The 17,065-nt window shown below is 55.4% G+C and carries 10 protein-coding genes and 1 pseudogene; 5 read left to right on the top strand and 6 right to left on the bottom strand.

The window, feature by feature from the left end; genetic code table 11:
- From ACQY5R_RS01290 to ACQY5R_RS01280, 3 genes are all read right to left on the bottom strand, one after another.
- Positions 1-2,345, bottom strand: a 2,345-nt coding sequence (locus tag ACQY5R_RS01290; RefSeq protein WP_428603568.1) for a heavy metal translocating P-type ATPase, incomplete at its 3' end; no start/stop codon positions are given.
- 154 nt (positions 2,346-2,499) lie between these two features.
- Positions 2,500-2,934: a Zn(2+)-responsive transcriptional regulator gene (gene zntR / locus ACQY5R_RS01285; RefSeq protein WP_428603566.1), complete on the bottom strand. Its 435-nt coding sequence runs from the start codon at positions 2,932-2,934 to the stop codon at positions 2,500-2,502.
- 278 nt (positions 2,935-3,212) lie between these two features.
- Positions 3,213-3,695, bottom strand: coding sequence for an Lrp/AsnC family transcriptional regulator (locus ACQY5R_RS01280; protein ID WP_428603564.1), 483 nt, complete (start codon positions 3,693-3,695; stop codon positions 3,213-3,215).
- Positions 3,696-4,016: 321 nt separating this feature from the next.
- Between ACQY5R_RS01280 and ACQY5R_RS01275 the strand changes: the two genes are divergently transcribed.
- Positions 4,017-5,213: a methionine gamma-lyase gene (locus ACQY5R_RS01275; protein WP_428603562.1), complete on the top strand. Its 1,197-nt coding sequence runs from the start codon at positions 4,017-4,019 to the stop codon at positions 5,211-5,213.
- A gap of 265 nt (positions 5,214-5,478) precedes the next feature.
- On the opposite strand, the gene ACQY5R_RS01270 is transcribed toward ACQY5R_RS01275, so the two are convergent.
- Entirely contained in the window at positions 5,479-7,494 is a 2,016-nt protein-coding gene (locus tag ACQY5R_RS01270) for an ankyrin repeat domain-containing protein (protein ID WP_428603560.1), read from the bottom strand.
- A 3-nt stretch (positions 7,495-7,497) separates the two neighbouring features.
- Complete coding sequence (locus ACQY5R_RS01265; RefSeq protein ID WP_428603558.1) at positions 7,498-8,811, bottom strand: NAD(P)-binding domain-containing protein; 1,314 nt, start codon at positions 8,809-8,811, stop codon at positions 7,498-7,500.
- A gap of 448 nt (positions 8,812-9,259) precedes the next feature.
- Here ACQY5R_RS01265 and ACQY5R_RS01260 point away from each other — a divergent pair, with 448 nt between their 5' ends.
- From ACQY5R_RS01260 to ACQY5R_RS01245, 4 genes are all read left to right on the top strand, one after another.
- On the top strand, positions 9,260-10,087 hold the full coding sequence (locus ACQY5R_RS01260; RefSeq protein ID WP_428603556.1) for a hypothetical protein: 828 nt from the start codon (positions 9,260-9,262) through the stop codon (positions 10,085-10,087).
- Positions 10,088-10,101: 14 nt separating this feature from the next.
- Positions 10,102-11,667 (top strand): cytochrome C, encoded by a 1,566-nt coding sequence (locus ACQY5R_RS01255; protein WP_428603554.1) that lies wholly within the window; start codon positions 10,102-10,104, stop codon positions 11,665-11,667.
- 494 nt (positions 11,668-12,161) lie between these two features.
- Positions 12,162-13,316, top strand: a complete 1,155-nt coding sequence (locus tag ACQY5R_RS01250; protein WP_428603552.1) for a hypothetical protein — start codon at positions 12,162-12,164, stop codon at positions 13,314-13,316.
- A gap of 322 nt (positions 13,317-13,638) precedes the next feature.
- Positions 13,639-16,278, top strand: coding sequence for a tetratricopeptide repeat protein (locus tag ACQY5R_RS01245; protein WP_428603550.1), 2,640 nt, complete (start codon positions 13,639-13,641; stop codon positions 16,276-16,278).
- Positions 16,279-16,294: 16 nt separating this feature from the next.
- On the opposite strand, the pseudogene ACQY5R_RS01240 reads toward ACQY5R_RS01245, so the two are convergent.
- Positions 16,295-17,023, bottom strand: a pseudogene (locus ACQY5R_RS01240) (ABC transporter ATP-binding protein); the annotation flags it as partial.
- Positions 17,024-17,065 lie beyond the last annotated feature (42 nt).

The raw sequence follows: 17,065 nt of genomic DNA, 5'->3' as shown, positions 1-17,065 counted from the left end.
AAGTAGGGATAGAAGATCCCTGTAGCCAGCGGAATCAGCAGAATGTTGTAGATGAAGGCCCAGAACAGATTGCCGCGGATGGTGGAGAGGGTCCGCCGGGCCACATCCAATGCGGTGACCACACCGCCCAGATCACCGCGAGTGAGGGTGACGTCCGCCGCCTCGATGGCGATATCGGTCCCCGAGCCGACCGCGATGCCCACGTCCGCCTGAGCCAGTGCCGGGGCGTCGTTGATGCCGTCGCCGACGAACACCACTTTCTGTCCGCGGGCCTGCATCTCCCGGACCGTCTGGGACTTGCCGTCCGGCAGGATTTCGGCGTGCACCTCATCGATGCCGGCCAGGCGGGCGATCGCCTCGGCGGTTTTACGGGTGTCGCCGGTGATCATGGCCACCTGCAGCCCGCGCCGGTGCAGTTCGCTGACCATCGCCGCCGCCTCGGCCTTCAATGGATCTGCTACCGCCAACACGGCGCGTACGCGGCCATCGACAGCGAGGTAGATGGGGGTTTTACCGTCGCTGGAGTAGCTGTCGGCACGCTCCGCCAGGGCGCCGACATCGATCCCTTCTTTCTCCATGTGGCGCAAGGCGCCAAGCTGAATCTGCTGTCCCTCCACTTGGGCTGTGACGCCATAGCCGGGGATGGCGCGAAACGCCCCCACCGCCGGCAGCTCGGGAAACCGCTCCCGTGCCGCTTCCACAATGGCCGTGGCGAGCGGGTGTTCGCTGCCGGCCTCGACAGCCGCGGCGAGCCGCAGCGCCGTCTCCGGGTCGCCATCGACCGCCACCAGGTCGGTCAGTTCGGGGTGTCCCTCGGTCAGGGTGCCGGTCTTGTCGAAGACCACCCGGTCTACGTGGGAGAGCCGCTCCAGCGCCTCGCCCTTGCGGTAGAGTACGCCCAGTTCGGCGGCCCGGCCGGTACCCACCATGATGGCGGCCGGCGTGGCCAGGCCCATGGCACAGGGACAGGCGACAACCAGTACCGCTACCGCGCTCACCAGGGCCAAGGTGATCGCCGGGTCAGGTCCCAGCGACAGCCAGGCCACGAAGGTGACGGTCGCGATGACAAGCACCACCGGCGTGAATACCCGCACCACCCGGTCGGCCAGCCCCTGGATCGGCAACTTGGCGCCCTGGGCTCGCTCCACCAGGCGGATGATCTGTGCCAGTACGGTACCCTTGCCCACCTGGGTGGCCGTGACCTGCAGTTGTCCGTGCTGGTTCACGGTGCCACCTACCACGCTGTTGCCCGGGTGCTTGGCAACGGGCACCGGTTCGCCGGTGAGCATCGACTCGTCGACATAGCTTTCGCCTTCCACGACATCGCCATCCACCGGTATACGTTCGCCCGGCCGAATCACCACCCGGTCCCCGGTTTGTACCCGGGCCACCGGCATCTCTTCCTCGGTACCGTCCCGCAATACCCGGGCGGTCTTGGCCTGCAGCCCCACCAGTTTGCGGATGGCAGCGGAGGTGCGCCCCTTGGCCAGCTCTTCCAGGTATTTGCCCATCAGGATCACCGTCAGTACCACCGCGGCCGATTCGAAGTAAAGGTTGCGGGCATCCACCGGAAAGAGTCCGGGTTGCAACAGCACCAGCAGGCTGTAGCCCCAGGCGGCACCGGTACCGGTCATTACCAGGCTGTTCATGTCGGGTGACAGGTGGCGGTAGGCGATCCAGCCTGGGCGGAAAAAGCGTCGTCCCGGGCCGAAGATGACCGCCGTGGTGAACAGCGCCTGGATCCAATCCCACAGGCCCTGGGGTGCCAGCGCGTTGAGCGTCTCCCGGAAGCCGGCCACGAAGTGGGCGCCCATGGCCAAAATCACCACCGGCAGGGTCAGGACCAGCGCTATCCAGAGGTCGTGGCGCATGGCCCGGCGGCTGGCCTCGCGGACGGCCTCCTGTCTGGATTCGGCATCGCCATCCTCTTCCAGCGGGCGTGGCTCGTAGCCCGCTTCCTGAATGGCGGTGGCGATCTCGTCCGGTCCCACCGTAGCCGGTACAAAACGTACCGTGGCGCGTTCGGTGGCCAGGTTGACGTTGGCCTGGATCACCCCGGGCAGCTTGTTCAGGGTGCGTTCCACCCGGGCGGAGCAGTTGGCGCAGGTCATGCCGCCGACGCCGATCTCCAGTTCATCCGTGACGGGCGAATAGCCTGCCTCACGCACCGCATCGATCAGTGCGGCGGGCGTTACGAGTGATGCGTCATAGCAGACGCTGGCCCGCTCGGTGGCCAGGTTGACCGGCGCCTCGGTCACGCCTTCCAGCTTGCCAAGTGTCCGCTCCACCCGCGCCGAACAGGAGGCGCAGGTCATGCCTTCGATGCCGAGATCGAGTTTGTTCATGCGGCACCTCCCTCGGCAACTGCTCCCGGTGGGATTGCATGAGGTGTCGGAGTCAAACCGGCCTTGATCCGGTGAACAGAGGCACGGCAGGGGACCGGTTTGACTCCGACACCTGTGGGTTGGCGTGCCACACCCCCGGATTCCTGGGAATATTTCATTCGTTTTCTCCTTGCGCGGCTTCGGGTGTCGGCTGATTCAGCGCGGCGAGGATAGGGCATTCGGCGGTGGTGCCGGCATGGCCGGGACACTGCTCTTCCAGTGCCGACAGGGCGGATTTCATTCTTTCCAGGTCGTGGATACGGGTCTCGATGTCGGTGATCTTTGCCTGGGTGAGCCGTTTCACCTCGGCGGCGCTCTGGTCCGGTCGGTCGCTCAGGGAGAGCAATTCGGCTACTTCGTCCAGAGAGAAACCGAGCACCTGGGCGCGGCGAATAAACTGCAGCCGTTGCCTGGCATCGTCAGTGTAGAGCCGGTAGCCGGATTCGGTGCGGCGCTGGGGTTCGATGAGTCCCCGGCGCTCGTAGTAGCGCAAGGTCTCCACCCCCAGGTCCACCTGCCTGGCCAGTTTACCGATAGTGAGGTTTTCCATGATCTGTCTCCGTATCACAAGTCGCCGAGGGGCTGCTCCCGGTGACTATTTTTACGGCAGTATAAACCCTGTAGTCGACTACAGAGTCAAGTGTTTATATGCGAATCGAATCATGGCGGTGTCGGAGTCAACCGGTCTCCTACCCTGCATCGTTTCATCGGATCGATGCAGCTTTGACTCCGACACCTTTGCTTTCCCCCTCGGATCCGAATGGCACTTACTTAAGCCATATTGCAGGATTTTCGTCATCCCGGCGAAGGCCGGGATGACAGTAGTTCTTAGCTTAAATAAGTGTCATTCCCCCGCAGGTCCGGCAGCACCGGGTTGATCCGCGTGTCGTAGATGATCGAGGTCTCGATGCGGGTAACGCCGGGCCGGTTGGTGAATCGGTCCAACGCCAGGTTCTTCAGGTGCCGGGTGTCGTGTACCGCGACGTGGACGACCAGGTCGTAGCGGCCGGTAATCAAGTGGGCCGAGCGCACCTCGGGTATCTCCAGCATGGCTTCCATGAACCGGTCGACGGTGGTGCGTTCGTGTTTGGACAGTTCGATCATGAACAGCGCCTCCAGTCCGATGCCCAGGCTCTCCGGGTCCACCTCCGCGTGGGTGCCTGTCAGCACCCGGTTTTCCCACAGCCGCTTCAGCCGTTCGTGCACGCTGGAGGGCGCCAGCCCCACCTCGGCGGCGATCTGTTTGTTGGACAGTCGAGCATTATTCTGCAGTAGATTGATTATTTCGATGTCAATTCGGTCTAGTGTCATTTTGGCCGCTTTTTTCCGAAAAATATTTCATGGAAATCAAATAATAACGAGCAATATACTAATGATACGTAAATTATACGAATATTATTTGACAAAACGCTTTGTGAGCAAGCAGGTGTCTGAGTCAAACCGGGCCCCGGTCTGGAATGGTTCTTACTTAAGCCAAGAATCACCGTTATCCCGGCCTGCGCCGGAATGGTGGAATTCCTGCAATTCGCCTTTAGTAAGTGCCATTCGGCTCGGTCCGGTGAGCCGGTGCAAGGCGGGGGGCCGGTTTGACTCCGGCACCTGTGGGTTCAGGTTTTGAGTAGGAATGGAATGATGTACAGTTCAAAACAAGGCAAAGCGGGCTTCTCCACCCGGGCGATCCATCTGGGTTACGACCCCTACGCGGGCCATGGCGCCCTCAATCCGCCCGTCTATATGAGTTCGACCTATACCTTTCCGACCGTGGGCGACGGCGGTGCCCGCTTCGCCGGCGAGCAGGCCGGTTATGTCTACTCCCGGGTGGGCAACCCGACTACGGCGCTGCTGGAGCAGCGCATCGCCGATCTGGAGGGCGGCGAGGCGGCGCTGGTGACCGGCTCGGGCATGGGTGCCATCACCTCGCTGCTCTGGACCCTGCTCAAGCCGGGCGACGAGGTGATCGCTGACAAGACGCTTTACGGCTGCACCTACGCCTATTTCAATCACGGCCTGGCCCGTTTCGGGGTGAGGATCACCCATGTGGATCTGACCGAGGCGGAAAACCTGGCCAATGCCATCAGCGAGCGCACCCGGCTGGTGTTTTTCGAGTCACCGGCCAACCCCAACATGCGGCTGGTGGATATCGCCGCCGTGGCGGCCATCGCCAAAGCCCATGATGCCCGGGTGGTGGTGGACAACACCTACTGTACACCTTACCTGCAGCGGCCGCTGCAACTGGGCGCCGACTATGTGGTGCATTCCGCCACCAAGTATCTGGGCGGACACGGCGACCTGATCGCCGGGGCCGTCGTTGGTCCACAGGAGTCGCTGGAGCAGGTGCGCTTCCATGGCCTCAAGGACATGACCGGGGCGGTGCTCTCCGCGCAGGATGCCTTCCTGATCCTGCGCGGCCTGAAGACCCTCGCCCTGCGCATGGACCGGCATTGCGAAAATGCCCGGGGGATCGCCGAGCTGCTTGCGGGACACCCCAAGGTGGAGATCTGTCACTACCCGGGACTAGAGTCGTTTCCACAATACGCACTGGCGGCAAGCCAGATGGACGCGCCGGGTGGCATGGTGGCGTTCGAGCTCAAGGGTGGTCTGCAGGCCGGTTGTCGCTTCATGAATGAACTGAACCTGATCGCCCGCGCGGTGAGTCTGGGTGATGCGGAGAGCCTGGCCCAACACCCGGCCAGCATGACCCACTCCGTCTACACCCCCGAGGAGCGGACCGAGCACCTCATCGGCGAGGGCCTGGTGCGCCTGTCGGCGGGGCTGGAGGATCTGGATGACCTGCTGGCGGATGTCGAACAGGCTTTGTCAAAGGTCTAAATGCACTGATGAAACGGGCAACCACAGGGGGGGACGCTACGACGGGACACCGGAGGTGTGATTCCTGGCAGGGGCAGGTCCCCGTGCCTGCCAGAGATTCGTATGTGTGCGGTGTGGCAGGCACTAAGGGTGTGCCAAACTGCCTCGGCGCGGATCGGACAGCAGCAGGCTGTCGTTGCCCTGGTTTCCCCAAAACACCTCGGCGGCATGTGAACGATTGGCCTATCCGTATGAGCGTGGGGTTTCTGAATAAAGCAATCGGCACTTAAAAAAAGCTAAATAAGCGAGGGCCTTTATCTTTGTGCCGGTTGAGAAGTGCTTTTATATCCCGGTCACCAAGTTGTGAAGCGAGACTCAATGCATTCAGCCCATTCAGGTTTCGAATATTTTGATCCGCACCCGCCGCCAACAACATCTTGACCACATTGCGGTGGCCCCCGGCGACGGCCAGCATCAGCGCGGTATCACCACTCTTATTATGTGAATCAATGGCAACATTGGATGCGATTAGTTGCCTTGTCGCATTGTCATGGCCCCTGCTGGATGCCAGATGAAGCGCTGTGTTTCCACGTTCCGTGGAAATGCCGGGATCGGCACCGTGACTAATCAGGGCGTCGATGATATCGGCATGGCCGTTGAGGGCGGCACGCAAAATCGGTGTATGTCCCTGGGTGTCGCGGTGATTGGGGTTGGCCTTCATTTTCAACAGCTCCAAGGCGACTTTGTCGCTGCCATGTTCAGCGGCGATCCAGAGCGGAGTGCGTTTGTCATTATCAGATATTTCAGTCTTGGCGCCGAATGACAGCAGCTTCTTCGCCAGTTCAATATTGTTGCTTTCGGCGGCCAACCGCAACCCGGTTACGCCATTTCGATCGGCGCTGTTGACGTTGGCTTTTCGTGCCAGAAGAAGGTCGATCAGCTCTGTCGCATTCGACTCGATAGCCAGCAGCAAAGGGGTAGTGCTGCCCCTGTTAGAGCCGTTCGGGTTGGCGCCGGCGTCCAGGAGCATCCTGGCAATTTCCGGCGCCGCGACGACTATTGCCAACTCAAGGGCGGTGGTGCCGTCGGGCAGCGGTTGATTGACAGCGGCACCGTTGGATAAAAGTAGACGCAGAATGTCGCCGTGGCCTGCCATTACGGACCGGGTCAGCGCGTTCTGTCCGTCAGGTGCTGTTTGATCCGTGTCCGCCCCCTTGTCCAGGAGGAGGGCCGCCAGTTCCAGGTCGCCGCGCCAGGCCGCAATGACCAGTGGGGGCCATTGACTGTACAGGTTGTCCGGAGCCGCATTTTCACCAGACAGTTTGGCTATGCGGCTGATCGATTCGGCCAGTCTATGCTGTTCGGGGATGGAATGGTTTGACCTCCCGCCATTGTCATTGAGTATTTTTACGATTTGCTTGTGTTTTAAGCGCTTTGCCAAGTCTAACGGGCTGGCGCTTGAGGTATAGTTTTTGTTGACGTCAGCTCCGCTGTCGAGCAACAGGCTTACCATTTCAGTATCCCCCTGGCGGATTGCAAGTAGCAGTGCCGTATTGCCGGATACATCGGATTGATCTATCGGGGCACCCGCACCAATAGCGACCTTAATAGCCTGGATCGATTTTGATTTCGCTGCATGCAGTAGTGGTGTATTCCCGTCTATATCTTGGGCAGTGATACTTGCGTGGTGATCCAGCAGCAGTGCGGCGGTTTCGGCATGCCCACGGCTCAAGGTGATCATCAAGGGTGTTTGATTGGCTTCGTTGGTGCTGTCAACCGGAACGCCTTGTTCAAGCAACCATTTAACTTTGATACGATCGCCTTTTCTGCAGGCGGCAAACAGCGCGGTTATCCCGGCTTCACTATCGGGGGCCAAATAGTCAACGGATGAATGAGTCCTGATCCGGTCCAATTTTTCTTGGGCAATGGCATAGTCGTCCTCGGCGGCTTTCTCGTACCAAAGGTGGGCCAACTTCCTATCGCGGCCCACACCCCAGCCATGATAATAGAATTCGCCTAGGTTGTACTCGGCCTTGGCGTGACGCTGTTGCGCGGATTTGCGCATCCACTCAAAGGCAGTTCGAAGATTTTTCTCAACACCCAATCCACTTCGATAGAGCGACGCCAATCTGAACTGTGCGTCGGCATTTCCCTTCTCGGCCTCGATACCTAGGATCTGGACGGCAGATTCATAATTCTTTTCGCGTATGGCGCTCAGCGCGTCCTCGACTCTGTCGGCCCAGGCTGGTTGGAGGGTGCCTATGCAAAGCAAGAACAGCGGAAGTAAATTACCTTTGCGCATGATTTAGCTGGTCCCGAACTTGGTTTCCACATGAATACCTATATCCTTTAGAAACGGTGTTGGTAATATTCCTCCGGCTGAGATAATGACGGCATCATTTTTCAATTTTATCAGTTTGCCGGCTTGTTCTATTTCAATTGTCGACTCTTTAATGGCTTTTACATTGGAGTTAAAAAGTATAGATAGCTGGTTCTGATCATTGGCCGCGCAAATGCGTGTTCTGTTCTTATTCTTCGCTCGACTAAATGCATCCGAACGATAAGAGAGAGTCACTGTCGTACCGGGTTGTTCACTGATGGCGAGTGCCGCTTCCAGCGCGCTGTCACCACCACCCACAACGGTAACGTGCTTACGTTGATACTGTTCAGGATCGTCGAGACGATATACTACTTTAGGAAGCTCTTCGCCAGGAACGCCCAGCTTCCTTGGCGTGCCACGGCGACCGATGGCAAGCAGTATGGCGGTTGTGGTGTATTGATCCTTGCTTGAAATAACCCGATATCCTGTTCCCGGCGTCGCAATGGGTGTCACGGTTTTAACACGTTCGCGATATTTGATGTTGAGTGTTATTTCTGTTTCGATCTTCTTCCAGAATTCCATCAACTGCTCTTTCGAGGTCTCGCGAAAATGCATCTTGCCAACTATGGGTAATTCGGTTGGCGCAGTCATGACGATTTTTCCGCGCGGATAATGAGAGACGGTTCCGCCGAGGGATTCCTGTTCCAGAACCAAGTAGCGCAAATTGTCTTTCTTGGCGGCAAGCGACGCCGCAATGCCCGCCGGTCCCGCGCCGACAATTATCAGATCATAATCCGTTTGTAGCTGACCATTTAGTTTGCGCTTGATTGCCTCAACAGCCTGCTTTCCCTGAGCAATAGCATTTTTTATTAACCCCATGCCGCCTAACTCGCCGGCGATGAAGATCCCGGGTACATTGGTTTCAAAGTTTGAAGCCAAGTGGGGAATATCGACGCCCCGGGTAGCGCTGCCGAATACCAACTCGATGGCGTTCATTGGGCATGCTTCCTTGCAACAGCCGTGACCAATGCAATGGCTGGGATTGATCAGCTGGGATTTTCCCTTGATAAGGCCAAGTACCTGATTTTCGGGGCAGGCATGAACACACGATCCACAACCGACACATTTGTCTGGGTTGATTATGGGATGGAGAGAGGCCGGCTCTGTCAGTTTGTCTGCAATGGCATCTCTTAATACCAGACTATTCGTACGGTTATTGACTGTTCGTCGCAATAGATAGTAAACGAGGCTGAAGGCCAACGGCAGAAAGTAGAGCGCCGTGATTGCTGTATTTTTCATCACAATAATCTTCAGTTGTTTAATTACCAGAATGGTCTGTGATGACAACGGAGTGACATGTTCCCCGGATGCCACGATCCGGGGATGATCAGAAAGTCAGGGGTACTATATATGGAGCCCGTAACAAATGCCGGAAAATTCACCCGTTAACTTATAAGGTTTGTGCGCTATTTCAAGTTTTAAGATATGACGATAAACGACAATTGTTTTCGTTCTAAAGAGTGTGGCGTGAATCTTTACCTGCACGAATCTGTCGTTTTGCGTAAAGATCGTCACGCCCCGTGATCGTCACGGCAGTTTGTTTCCTTCAAATCTGAAAAGGATGTTCGCCAATGAGGAGATGCCTTAGCTTAGTCATTGCAGATGAGTTCACTAACGGGTTTTATAGGCGGACAAACTCTTGATGCAAACGAATGTAAGTAAGCCGATACCGTCGCGGAGTATGGGTGTGGAAGAAATTTCGCGAGTAATCTCTTCAGAAAAAATACTGTTGCTCGTACGCAGGCTAACTTCATACCTCTATTTCGCGCTGTTGGTTTATGTCATGTGGTATGCCTGGAGGGTAAGCGGCCAACGTTACATCGTTGCAGAACAAGGATTGGGCTACTGGATGGGGATAGCTAGCGGTGTCATGCTGCTGTTGATGATGGTCTATCCATGGCGTAAACGGCGACAGTTACCGTCCTGGTTGGGAAGTGTCAAATTCTGGTTTCGCGCGCATCTGGTACTTGGTATTACTGTCCCCTGTCTTGTGGTGCTTCATTCGAACTTCAGTCTTGGGTCATTCAATAGTCGCGTCGCTCTTTATTGCATGCTACTGGTGGCGGCTAGCGGCTTGATCGGTCGCTATCTTTATATTCAGGTTCATTATGGCTTGACTGGAAAGCGGAAAAAGATACGCGACAGCATTGATTCGATAATAAAGCAGGTGGATGGATTGCGAGCTATGGCGCGAAGGCATGACGTCGATAGTCCCTGGAATTTGTCCGAGGGTGAAAAGCTGGTTGGTTTGGCTGAAAAAGGCGAATGGGAGTTGCGTACCCAACTTCGAGTGTTTGAACAGCAACTCAATACAAAACTGGATAGTAAACATTTGTCCCAATTCAGAAAAGAGTTCTCCCGGGAGTTGCGGAAAGTCAATAAAACTATTGCCGCGGCTAGGACGTTACTTTTGTTTGAGCGCCTGTTTTCACTTTGGCATGTAATACATGTGCCATTTTTTGTCATGTTGGTCGCGTCGGCAATATTTCATGTTGTTGCTGTACATATGTATTGATACAGCGACCGATCATGAGTCTCACAGCAAGGAACATGCTACTGCTTGTTTTTCTGGTACTTTTTGCTGGTGTGGCAGTGGCAACAGAATTCGAGAAAATATTCATGCCGGGTCCGGTTATAGCGGGTCATGCGGATTATGAGGCGAAATGCGAGAAATGCCATGTGAATTTCAAACAGGCTGGACAAAAGACACTTTGCCTGGATTGTCATGAAAGCATCGCAAACGATTTGAAACAGAAGAAGGGGTTTCATTCGAGAAGCAAGATGGCGAGTCAAAGTGAATGTCGTGTCTGTCATACGGATCACGTCGGCAGGGATGCGGATGTTAGAGGATTGCATAAAGAGCGATTCAATCATCGCGATACGGATTTTGAGTTGCGTGGTGGGCATCGAAATGTAATTTGCACGGAGTGTCACAAGCCGGAAGCGCACTACAGAGATGCGCCGCTACTCTGTATTGATTGCCACAAGGGGGATGATGTCCACAAGGAGACGGAGGGCAAGGAGTGCGAGAATTGCCATGTCAGCGAGAACTGGGCCCAGGTGGAGTTGGATCATGAAAAGACTGATTTTCCACTGAAAGGAAAACACCGGGAAGCAGAATGCACGGCGTGCCATATTGGCAAGGTGTACACGCAGGCACCAAAACTCTGTGTGGATTGCCACAGTCTTGATGACAAACACCTGGGCTCATTGGGTAGTGAGTGTGGAAAATGCCACCAGGAAGAGAAGTGGGATAAGTCTGCGTTTTTGCATGATAAGGATACTAAATATCCACTTCGCAAAGCACATCAGAAATTGGAATGTGATGCCTGCCACACGCCGGGGCGACCTGTGAAAGAGGTAGGTAAGACATGTGTGGCATGCCATGCGGATTCGGATGTTCACGGTGGAAGCTATGGGGAGGAGTGCAAGGAGTGTCATCGGGAAACCGAGTGGAAGGATATAGGTTTCGATCATGATCGTAGAACAGAATTTAAGCTTTTGGGACGACACAAGGATATTACCTGTATCGCGTGCCACCATGCGGGTATAAAGAGTGTGGAGCTGAAGAAGGAATGTATTGCTTGTCATGAAGGGGATGACAGGCATGCGGGCAAGCAAGGTAAAAAGTGCGAACGTTGCCATGGACAGGCAAGCTGGACGGGGGAGACGGTATTTGATCATGGGCTTACCGACTTTCCGCTCATCGGGTTACACGAGGCGGCAAGTTGCAGTGACTGCCATATTGACGCCAATTACGAGGATACAGCCCGGGATTGTGTGGATTGTCATTCTTCGGATGATGTGCATAACGGTGCATTTGCCAATAGCTGTACAGGCTGTCATAACCCCAACGGCTGGAATTATTGGCAATTCGACCATAACCAGGATACTGAGTATCCGCTAGAGGGATCGCACGTCGGTATTGCCTGTGGATTATGTCATAAGTCCAGTAATAAACAGCTCAAGGCCGCAAGGCAATGTATCGATTGTCACTCGATTGATGACGTGCATGAAGGGCAACTCGGCAATCGATGTGAACGCTGTCATGTTCCCGAATCGTTCAGGGTTCAGGTGATTGACCAAGCAAGATAGCCGGCGCCGGAATTGTCGGCAATCTCACCAGGGGTGGCACGGAAATGCATTTTCTTATTTCGAACAAATTGAATCGCGTCTGCGCAATACTGTTGTGTCTGATACTGTCAGGAGGCTGGTGGGCCGCGTCTGCGCAACAGCCTGAAACGCCACCATTTGACCATTTGCAAACCGGATTTGAACTGCAGGGCGCTCATAATGGGTTGAGCTGCGAGTCCTGTCATGCAGGTGGCGTATTTGAAGGTACGCCGACAAGTTGTGCTTCTTGCCATGGATCCGGAAGAATTGCCGCAACTGTTAAACCATCCAGTCATATTTTGTCGACCGACGATTGTGTCAGTTGTCATGCCACCGAGGGTTGGAATCAGTCGGTGGAAATGGACCACGGTGCGGCCAGTGGGACCTGTGTTCAGTGCCACAATAACAGCACTGCAGCGGGAAAAGCCCCTACGCATGTTCCAAGTAGCAATAGTTGTGGGAATTGTCACACGACATTGAATTGGAATACTGCGCGATTCGATCATTCCAATATTGCCAGCGGCTGTTCGCAGTGCCATAACGGGCAAATTGCCAGTGGAAAGCCGACAACCCATATTCCGTCCGAAAACAAGTGTGAGTCTTGCCACGTTACAATCACGTGGATCACAAAGTTTAATCATGCAAAAACGACAGCCAGCTGCGTCACCTGCCACAACGGCATCACGGCACCGGGCAAGATCGCCAGCCATATCGCCAGCAACAACCAGTGCGACGACTGCCACGGCACCAGCAGCTGGACCGGCGCGGTGTTCGATCACGCCAGTGTGGCCGGCAACTGCGCGAGCTGCCACAACGGGGTGCAGGCCACCGGGCTGCCGGCGGTTCATATCGCCACCGACAACAGCTGCGAGTCCTGTCATGGGACCAACGGCTGGACGCCGGTACTGCAGGTGGATCACGCCGCGGTGGTGGGTACCTGCGCCAGCTGCCACAACGGCATCACGGCGCCGGGCAAGAGCGTCAGCCACTTACCCACTAACAACCTTTGTGATGATTGTCATACGACAATCGGTTGGGTGCCTGCTGTGTTCGATCACTCCGGTATTTCCGGTAACTGCAGTAGTTGTCACAATGGTGTGCAGGCAATTGGCAAGACAGCGAATCATATATCCACAGGCGCCCAGTGTGATGTCTGTCATGGTACAAATGCCTGGATCCCCGCCAACTTTGATCACGGCTCGGTAACCGGTTCCTGCAATAGTTGTCATAACGGAACTACGGCCACCGGCAAGCCAGCAGATCATTTTGTAACCAGTCTGCAATGCGACAACTGCCACAATACGAACAGTTGGGCACCTTCTGATTTTCATCACAGTGGCGGCAGCTATCCTGGAGATCATAAAGGACATCTGACCTGTACCGAATGCCATAAATCCAATAGTCAGGTTGTTACCTGGAGTGCACCCTCTTATCAACCGGATTGCGCGGGTTGCCACGCACAGGATTACAAGTCAGGTCCCCATAAAAAATATGAAAACCCCGATACGCGCTATACGGTATCGGAGCTGCGGGATTGTTCCGGAAGCTGTCATATCTATACCGATTCCAGTATGACGCAGATTAAGAAAAGCCGGAGTGGTGAGCATAGTGTGAAAAGCAGCGATTTCTAAGAAACCGTGAATAAGTTGGTTGATGATGCATTGACCAACCGGAAGCGTATTAAATAATGCCCCACAAGAAATTAATTAAATGTTATATAGTTAATGGCTTTAATTAAAAGGAAGCGTAAGAAGCTTGCGTAAGCTCTTAATTATAAATAAAGGGAACGAAATGGCCTGTTTTTCTCGATTCAATAAGCAGGTGATGCCAGGGCTATCAATGCGTTCGGCATTCCAGGCGTGGATGGCGCCGGGTCAATCTTTTCGGCGGTTCGTCGCGGGGGGTAGTTGTGACGATTACGGACTACCGGTGAACCGATCGGCAACGGCCGCTATGAAAAGTAATGATGCGGTAACGAGCGAGATAAGAGCGACGACCCTGAGCAAGCTGATCTACCCTGGCAGATGCATTGGTAAGCAAATAGCAGGCGGCATGTTTATATTGGCAAAACGCCCATGGCTTAACTGGCTATTGGCAGTATTTCTGGTGATGGCCGCATCGCTGAGTGAGGTGGCCTGGGCGCAGGAGCCTTTGATCACCGATACGGAGCAAGTGCAATTGAACTCAAATGAAGTGGAGTTCAGAATCCAGTTTGCCGAACCCCTGCAGTATATCAATCACACACCCGAAACCAGGGGTAAGGATATTCAGATACAGCTTCGGCCTCTCCGTGGTCTGGCAGCCTTGGCATCGGAGTTTCTGGAAGATCAATCACTGGTTCCCGGTAGTTCGGAAGTTCGCCAGGTTGAGTATGAATTTGATACCACATCCGGGTTTGTTTCTATCAGAATTAGATTAAAAAGCATCCTGAACTTCCGTATTCAACCCAGTCGCGATTATCGCCAAATCATGTTGGTAATTGAACGGCCATCCGTGTCCGGGGAGAGGGATGACAGCCCAATGCAAGCGGAGGCCTTGGAGTCGGAATCAAGGGCGGGTACAGGACGCGGGACCTCCACGATTGACGAAGCAGGTAAGGGAACCGCCGAGTCTGCGATTGGAGGCTACGTCGTAAACCTGCAATCTACCACCGAGCCACCCAACCTGACTGACGTAGAGCTGGATGCGGTATTCAATCGATATACTCTCCATATCACGGAAGTTATTCTCGACGGCAAGTTATGGCACCGATTAGGACTAGGTTTTTTCGCCAGCTACGCTGAGGCTGTATCAGCCCAGCAGGCGTTGAAATCCCGTTATCCAGGTGCATGGATTTCCCGGGTTACAAGTGCTGAACTGGCCGGTCTCCCCAAACCTGTAGCTCCCGGCGCACCTTCTGTCATACGTGCGGAGAAATCTCGTGCCAAACAAGAAAAGGAGTCGGCAAAAGAGGCGTTTTTGGCGGCTGTTCCGGAGGCTGAGATAGCGGCACTTATGGAAGAGGCACGCCAAGCGATGGCGGGTAACGCATATTCACGCGCCGTGCAACTCTATACCAAGGTACTGCGTTACCCGGATCACAGCTATCGTGAGGCTGCGCAGGAATTCCTGGGGGTGGCGCGAGAACGCAATAAGCAGCTCGCTCATGCCAAATGTGAGTATGAAAAGTACCTTGTCCTCTATCCCGAAGGTGAGGGAGCAGAGCGAGTGCGACAGAGGCTGGCGGCATTGGTAACCGCGCGGGAGGCGCCGCGACCGGCCCTGAAGTCGGGTCGAGGGCAAAAACAGGAAGAGGGCGGCACCCAATGGCGTACATATGGAAGTTTTTCACAGTTTTACCGTCGCGACGTATTGGATATCGAGCCGCAAGGATCAAAAATCACTCAGAACAGGCTGTCCACGGATATCAATGTGAGTGCCAGGGGGCGCAGCGATGTACTCGATACCAATATCCGATTTACCGGTGGTTACCTAAAAGATTTTCTGGATGACGACCCGGAAAGCTACTCACACATCAGCTCTCTTTATGTTGATTTGAACCACAAGGAAACCGGTCTTTCTACTCGGCTGGGCCGGCAGACGCGGAGTACAGGTGGGGTTTTGGGGCGGTTTGATGGTGGGGTATTTGGTTATCGCATGAGAGATGACATCCGGTTTAATCTGGTGGCGGGATATCCGGTGGACAGGTCGTCTGATGGCGTGGATATGGACCGGCAGTTCTGGGGTGCCAGTGTGGATCTTGGTACCTATGAGAACGCGTGGGACTTTGTGCTTTTCTATATCGACCAAACGAATGAGGATTTAACAGGGCGTCGCGCTGTAGGTGGAGAGCTGAGATATTTTACCGCGGAGAGATCCTTACTTGGCTTAGTCGATTATGACATCCATTTTGAGAAACTAAATACGATTCTATTGATCGGTAACATGCACCTGCCAGGAGGGCTGTCTCTGAATGCGCAGTTTGATTATCGGACTAGCCCCTTTTTAACCGTACAGAATGCACTTCAGGGACAAATGGTTACCTCGTTGTCCGAGTTACTGTCCAGTTTCTCCGAGGATGAGATTTATCAATTGGCCAAGGACCGTACAGCAGAAAGTACTTCTTTTACCCTGGGCGCATCCAAGCCGCTGACGGAGAAGCTGCAAATTAGCGGCGACATCACACTCACAGAACTGAGTGGCACGCCGGCATCCGGGGGGGTCTTGGCGGTGCCGGGAACTGGCGTGGACAAATTCTATAATCTGCAGCTGATCGGCAGCAATCTTCTAAAGCCCGGCGACATTACCGTGGCCGGGGTACGCTATTCAGATACAAGTAACGTAAATACAGCCACGCTCTCACTCAATACCCGTTATCCCATCACCACCTTCTGGCGTCTTAATCCCCGTATTCGACTTGACTATAAAGATCGCATCAGCAATAACAGCACGGAGTGGGTTATTATTCCCTCACTCAGAATGGACTACCTTCTACAGCGTAAGTACTACTTTGAAGTGGAAGTTGGCGGAGAATACTCCCAACTGGATGGGCCGGGATTGTCGAACACCACGTCGACCTATTACCTCACCGCTGGATACCGCATCGATTTTTAATACCGGACTGGAGTTTTTATCCGGACAGCAGCAGGCTGTCGTCGCTCAGGCTCTCCCCCTGGCGCTGTTCGAACAGTGCCAGCAGATCCGGTACACCCAGCCCGTTCCGCTCCTCGCCGCGTACGTCGAAGATGATCCGGCCCTGGTGCATCATGATGGTCCGGCTACCTACTTCCAGCGCCTGGCGCATGCTGTGGGTCACCATCAGGGTGGTGAGTTGCTGCTCCTGGATGATTTCCCGGCTCAGCTCCAGCACGAAGGCGGCGGTCTTGGGATCGAGGGCGGCGGTGTGCTCGTCCAGTAGCAGAATCTTGGCCGGCTGCAGGGTGGCCATGAGCAGGCTGACCGCCTGTCGCTGACCGCCGGAGAGCAAACCCATTTGATCGCTGAGCCGTTCTTCCAGGCACAGACCCAGGCGGCTGAGCTGTTCGCGAAAGCGCGCCCGTAGCGACGGGTTCAGCGCCTGGCGCAAACCACGCCGGCGGCCGCGGGCGCAGGCCAGGGCCAGATTCTCCTCGATGGTGAGCTGTTCGCAGGTGCCGGCCAGCGGGTCCTGAAACACCCGCGCCACCAGGTTCGCCCGGGCGTGGGTGGAGCGCCTGGTCAGGTTGTCGTTGTCGATACGCAGGCTGCCGCTGTCCGCCAGCACCTCGCCGGAGAGGACATTGAGCAGGGTCGACTTGCCGGCACCGTTGCTGCCGATCACGGTGATGAACTCGCCCTTGTCGATATCCAGGTCGACGGCGCGCAGGGCCGGAGTCTCCAGCGGTGTACCGCGGCCGAAGGT

The sequence above is a fragment of the Sedimenticola sp. genome, from assembly GCF_050289425.1.
Lineage (GTDB): Bacteria > Pseudomonadota > Gammaproteobacteria > Chromatiales > Chromatiaceae > Sedimenticola.
Note: the sequence above shows the minus strand (reverse complement) of the source record. Positions and strands in the feature narration are given on the sequence as shown.

Bases quoted from the DNA above. Each gene is read 5' to 3' on its own strand.
- zntR (WP_428603566.1), bottom strand. From the start codon at position 2,934: ATGGAAAACCTCACTATCGGTAAACTGGCCAGGCAGGTGGACCTGGGG.
- ACQY5R_RS01280 (WP_428603564.1), bottom strand. From the start codon at position 3,695: ATGACACTAGACCGAATTGACATCGAAATAATCAATCTACTGCAGAAT.
- ACQY5R_RS01275 (WP_428603562.1), top strand. From the start codon at position 4,017: ATGTACAGTTCAAAACAAGGCAAAGCGGGCTTCTCCACCCGGGCGATC.
- ACQY5R_RS01270 (WP_428603560.1), bottom strand. From the start codon at position 7,494: ATGCGCAAAGGTAATTTACTTCCGCTGTTCTTGCTTTGCATAGGCACC.
- ACQY5R_RS01265 (WP_428603558.1), bottom strand. From the start codon at position 8,811: ATGAAAAATACAGCAATCACGGCGCTCTACTTTCTGCCGTTGGCCTTC.
- ACQY5R_RS01255 (WP_428603554.1), top strand. From the start codon at position 10,102: ATGAGTCTCACAGCAAGGAACATGCTACTGCTTGTTTTTCTGGTACTT.
- ACQY5R_RS01245 (WP_428603550.1), top strand. From the start codon at position 13,639: ATGAAAAGTAATGATGCGGTAACGAGCGAGATAAGAGCGACGACCCTG.